Origin of the sequence: Methanocalculus sp., assembly GCF_029762515.1 — an archaeon.
GTDB lineage: Archaea > Halobacteriota > Methanomicrobia > Methanomicrobiales > Methanocorpusculaceae > Methanocalculus.
In genome coordinates this window covers 1-5,561 of the sequence record NZ_JARVGN010000121.1, presented here as the reverse complement: position 1 = coordinate 5,561, position 5,561 = coordinate 1, and the positions used below count along the sequence as shown (strand labels likewise).

Below are 5,561 nucleotides of genomic sequence, written 5' to 3'. Positions count from 1 at the left end.
ATCTATTTTACCTTCAACAGTCTGTTTTTCTTGCATTGTGGCATTCAAATCAGCATCCAGATGTGAGACCTCAAAGAGCTCCGGTAAGGGCATATAAGCCTCAGGTGCAGAGTTATTATAGTCCTCAATCATCTTTCTGAAGTCAAAGGCGAGGCTTTTATATCTCTCATCCGCTTCCGATAAACGATTATTTTCATCTTTGAGGCGACGTTCAAAATCTGTTTTATTCGATCTGATCTGATCCATATACTGATCAGAATATGGCTGACTTGGTTTTTCTGCCTCAATCTCTTCACGGGTTATCCCGAAACGTTCGATGTCGGCCAGATATTCGGTGATGTTGTGCCGATCTGTATCAATCCTTGCTTCTCTCTCTCCCAAATCGCCGCTCTTCTGGTCAATGACATGTTTGACGGCGGAAAACTCGGATCGGATACTCTGCAAATCGGTCGATGAGAGGATATCGGCATCACTCTCGGAGTAAAGCTCATAATCCTTTACTTCACGTTTTAGCTCAACTATATGGCTTTCAGACTGCCTGATCGATTCGTTTTTTTGTTGAAACTCAATTTTGACTCTCTCAAACTTAATATCTAACTGGTCTAATGACGATTGCAGTTCTTTGGCCTGTGTTTCACCCTGCTGAACATTTATGTGAATATTTTCTTTCTGCTTTCCAATCGACCGCAGCTCCTCGAGCAATCGATGCTTGCTCTCGAACAGCTCAATCCGCTTGAGATAATTCGCGACGTTCGTTTTGTCTTTGTGAAGGGACTCATTGTCCTTCTGCATCTGTTGTTCGACGGCTATGAGGCTGTCTTCATACGCGGTTTTCTGGCAGGTATGATCGAGAATTTCTGATTGTTTATCAGATTCGTATTCTTCAGGATATCGTTCGAGGAACTTCCGTGTAATGGTGAAATCATCTTCTACATCCTTTTGTGATTCATTCAACTCTGCGAGAATAGCATTTTGTTTTTCAATTTTATTCCTTAAGTTTTCAATTGTCCGATCCTTGGAGAGGACATCAAGGGAGTGATCCACAGTCCTGTGCGGAATGTAGACGTCACCCAATGAAAGGTTTCTCTCTTCTCTCAACGAATCGAGATTGGCAATGATCACCTGCGAATCCTGAACTTCTGTGGGGAGTGAAGAAGGATTGCGGACAATGTCATTGAACTGCTTGCCGAGGAGGAGGATAGTTTTTGGAAGCCATGGGGCATGCCTGAGTGTTTCATCTCTCCGCTCTACGGGAAGGTTTTTAAGATATTCTGCACCGCTCGTGACAGTGGGGTAGTATTCCCTCAGAACACGGAGCGCTCTCACAAATTCTGCGGTCAATGAAAATCCATATTTTTCAACCGTTTCAAGTTCCTCTCTCAGTTTGCTGAGAATGGATTTTTGCTCCTGAAGTGCGGTAGCGATCTCTTGTCCCTTGATCTGAAGGTAGGAATGACACGAATGTATGCTTTCGTTTCCATTGGCTCTGGTAATTTCGATCGCTTTCTTTTTTTCTCGTAAGAACGCCTCGTTTTCTTCGTTTAATCTCTTTAGCGTCTCGTTTTCGTGGGTAATTTTCTCAGTCAGCGTGGCTGCTGTAGAACGATTTCCCGAGAGAGATTCACTGAGAGTCTCGATTCTGCTTGTGGCTGATTCATAATCCCGCTTCAGTTCAGCGATATGCTCAATTGTTGCGTCGATCTGGTCCTGCAGGAATAATCCGCTCGTGATGTGTGGCATACTCTCATTCTGCAGGGATAATTCCTCTTTTCGCTCTTCGAGCTGTGAAATGCGTTCTCGTAATGAGGCAATTTGTTCGTTATTGAAGCCGATTTGTGCCGATATGGTTCCACGATTTTCCTTCAGCGTTCCGATGATTTCCTGGAGTTCTCGGTATTCGGCTTTATTCGACTCAACATGTTGCTGCAATGTTCCGATTTCATCTGTGAGAGTGTAATACAAGGTTTTTCCGAGGGGGTTGATTTTGTTGAAGAGATCCTGATGTTCTTCCCGGATATTTCTCAGGATTTCTTCATTTTCATGGATCGATGCCTCCAGAGTTTTAATCCTGAGATATTTATTGACAGATAATGCGAGGTTGTATCTGTGGTCCAGCTCTCTCACCGTTTCTTCAAGCGAGGCCTTATCTCTCTCAATCTTCTCTTTATCTTTCAAGGAACGGTTTACATCCACATTGAATTTCATCAGTTTGATCTTTTGAATGCTGGTCTGGATGTCTTGGTGGTGGATCTCTGCTCTTGTTATCCGTTCCCGTATTTCTGCAATTTCGTTATCTTTCTGATGAATGGCAGCTTCATAAGCCCGATACTGTGATGCAGCAAGAGACCTGGCTTCTTCGTACGTCTGATACGCTCTCATCAGCCGATCGTTGGCGACGTTGAGGTTTTCGACCTCAGACAGAAGTCTCTCATAATCTCTTAATAGATCCTGTTCCTGCTGTAATCGCTTCAAATCACCTTGTGACTGATACAATGCTTCTGCCAGTGACGTTTTTGAGGAAGCATCATCATCACCCCTGAGTTTGAGCCGCTGGCGATCCTGTATGCACTCTTCGATGGTTCCCACAAGAAGCTCTTCCACGAGTGTCCGGGATTTTTTGTATTTTGCAAAATGATCTTTTAGATGGTTTTCTCGCTGGTTGATACTCCTGATAAGGTCCCACTCCGATTCAAGGAGATAGTAATTTTTAAGCAATTCCTGATATTCACGCTTTTTATCAGCAATCAGGATATGATAATTCGATACATTTTCCTGGAGCATCGATCGAGTTCTTGCATAATCCTGAACAACAAACTCATCGCCTTCCCACCAGCATAGGGGGATATTGTGGATATCAAGGTCGTTTTTCTCATTGTAGAGATGGATATAGTTGAAATACTGGACTTCGGCGTTCCTGGTATTTTCATCAAGATTCTGCCTTTTTTTGGCGCAAAATCCGGTTAACAGATATTTGTCTTCCGAAACACCCTCATCGAGTTCCCATTCTGCCAAAACATGGGTAGTACGGTTTGTATCCCCGCCAACAAACATATCCCTAAATGGTTTATTAGAAACCAATGCAGTGTTTGGGAGGATGCATTGCATGAGCAACATCAGGAGGACTGATTTTCCCCCGCCGTTCACCAGTTCATATGTGGCATTGTACCCATAAAACGGCATGCGGAAATCTTGATAAATCCCTTTACCGTCGTTAAACTGGGCATTGATTACCCTTAATCTTCGTAATTTAGGCATCTTCGCTACCTTCCGGGCTTGCAAGCCCTTCAATGAAGTTGGAAATTCCTACCTGTATCTCGTTCCTGTTGTATGCCTCGAAAATTATCGCCTTACAGCGACCGGTGAGATAAATTGCATCCTCGTGCTCTTCAACGAGTCCGTGCTGCATCATGAACCTGGCCGTGGCATTGATCATGGCAACCTTCGAACTTGTTCCTCTTTGTTTTATCTCATCGGAGTCATCTTTAAATTCCGTTCTCGGGAGACTGACCCAAACATCGTGGATCGTCTTGAAATTAAACTGATATTTTTCACTGATACTGTCCAGATCTTCAAGTTCAGACATCGCCTTGACTTTTTTATCAACTGTTTCGAGAAGTTGGTCTTTGGGGAGTTTCTGACGGAATGTGTCATTTACAGCTTCCCGGTAAAATTCCGTGATGATGACGTGCATGACAAAGAATACCGTGTACATCTCGGGATTCTTGAATCCCCTGCCTAGATTGATTTTGATATCTGTGTTCGAGAGCTGGAAGGCCCGGTTATTGATCTCAGGACACAAATACAGGGCATCCTGATATCCACATATGAGAAGTCCCAGTTTTTCCGTAAGAAAGTCAAGTGCTTCTCTGACCTCAGGTTCCTGATCGTACCGCATGAATTCACGCGGATAATCACTTCTCGAAATCGACTGGGTTTCCAGCATGATTTTGAGCATATCCAGAGCAATACCAAGTTTTTCCCGTGAATAATGCATTGTTTTACTCACCGATGAATTCCATATTCGAGATGTAAATGTTCTTTTTTCCACCGATAGAAACACGCTCACGTGGATCAGCGATTACCCGAAGGCTTTGGAACGGAAGATTTGCAGTTTCACAAGCCGCACGGAGGGCCACCTCGATTGGTTCACTGTTTCCTTTCGATTCTCTCAGATGAGCGAGATTAAAGTGGGTTTCGAATGGAGCTGCGATCTCCGTGTCTCCGGACGCATTGGTGTGCAGGCGAATCTCGGATCCACTGTTTAAATCAATGAGAAATGGTATAAGGTCGACATTCTCAATCCCCTCTACTCCCAGAATTTTCTCGACATTATCGAGATAGGCAGCGAGATCGATATTTCCGTCTTTTTCAATAGCAGTGATCAAAAAATATGCGTAAACCTTGAAATTTGCTAATTGTCGTTCTTCTACGATTTCTTCGATGGATTTTCCACCAGTGTATTTTTCTTTTGATCTGGTCTCAGATGGATCTTCTTTATTTACCGGTATGGCCTGTGGTTCGAATATTTTGAAAAGGGTGAACTGTTTTTGGAACGTAGGAAGAAGCAAGGGGTGCATTTCCACAATATGGACATCGTTTGAAAGATTTTCGCGAATATGGTTTTCCAGTGCCTCTTGGAACTGGTATCTCTTCTCGAATAGCGATTTTATCCTGATCCGGCAGATCCGCTCATATTCTCCCGGAAAATCGGTGTAATCTTTCAGAAGGCTGTTGTGAAGTGCATATCCGTATTCGAGTTCGGTTGCGATCTCCTTTATGATAATGAAATCTTCCTCTTTTCCCACGAGATTGGGATTTTCGACAATCTTTTCACGGTTTTCCGAGAGATCCCTGAGAGTGTTTCGTACCTGAGTGAAGAGTTCATCCTCTTGTTCGAGCTGGGAGAGTACTCCGTGTGTATAGGTTTCAAATTCCTCGATGACGTCGGGATCACCGTACATGATTTTGTCAAGAAGATCCTGTTTTTTCCGTTTTTTTAGCTGCACTTCAAGATTTAGATCACGTAAGGTGTGCAAGGCATTCCTGAAAGAGCCGCTCTCGATCTGTTTTTTAAACAGGATCAGTGTGATCGAGATCTTGGACTCTTCGGGGAGCTCCTTGGTGCTGATCATGAACGTGAGCCCGTCGTCGGTGATACGATAAGCTTTCTCCTTGACATCATACTCGACGAAGTGGAGGTAGTGGTCAACTGGCTTTTTCCGTACTGGATCCACGTAATGGAAGTGGTAGAGCATCCCCTGTGTGTCGGTTTCGAGAAGGCCAAGAACGTCCCGGGCAACGGCCTGACAATCAAACTCCCGGTTGGGGTACATCTCCCTCATCATGCACCCGATATGACTCTCAATCTCATCTATCGGCACGGCACGTCCCTGAAGTCTTCCTTTCTCAATGAGAAGGGTCAGCAGGTCAAGGGCAACATAGGCTGTATCATAGTCCTGTTTTTTCCCGGAGGAAGCAGTATAGATCTTGAAAAATGGGTAAAAACTCCTGAGATGGTCCATCCGCTTGTTTATATCTTGAAAAAGCTCAGGATAATCCAA

Annotated in this window: 4 protein-coding genes; 1 reads left to right on the top strand and 3 read right to left on the bottom strand. The window is 44.0% G+C overall.

The annotated features are described in order from the left end of the window. From QCH34_RS05680 to QCH34_RS05670, 3 genes are all read right to left on the bottom strand, one after another. Positions 1–3,180 (bottom strand): hypothetical protein (locus QCH34_RS05680; protein ID WP_300331476.1); only part of this gene is annotated, 3,180 nt, incomplete at its 3' end. A 67-nt stretch (positions 3,181–3,247) separates the two neighbouring features. Then, positions 3,248–4,006 carry a DUF6063 family protein gene (locus QCH34_RS05675; protein ID WP_300331473.1) on the bottom strand — a complete coding sequence of 253 codons (759 nt, stop codon included), beginning with the start codon at positions 4,004–4,006 and terminating at the stop codon, positions 3,248–3,250. Further along, entirely contained in the window at positions 3,999–4,805 is an 807-nt protein-coding gene (locus QCH34_RS05670; RefSeq protein WP_300331470.1) for a hypothetical protein, read from the bottom strand. Before QCH34_RS05670 ends, QCH34_RS05675 begins: the two co-directional genes overlap by 8 nt. Before the next feature lie 225 nt (positions 4,806–5,030). Between QCH34_RS05670 and QCH34_RS05665 the strand changes: the two genes are divergently transcribed. Beyond that, a partial coding sequence (locus tag QCH34_RS05665) for a hypothetical protein (protein WP_300331467.1) occupies positions 5,031–5,561 on the top strand: 531 nt, incomplete at its 3' end.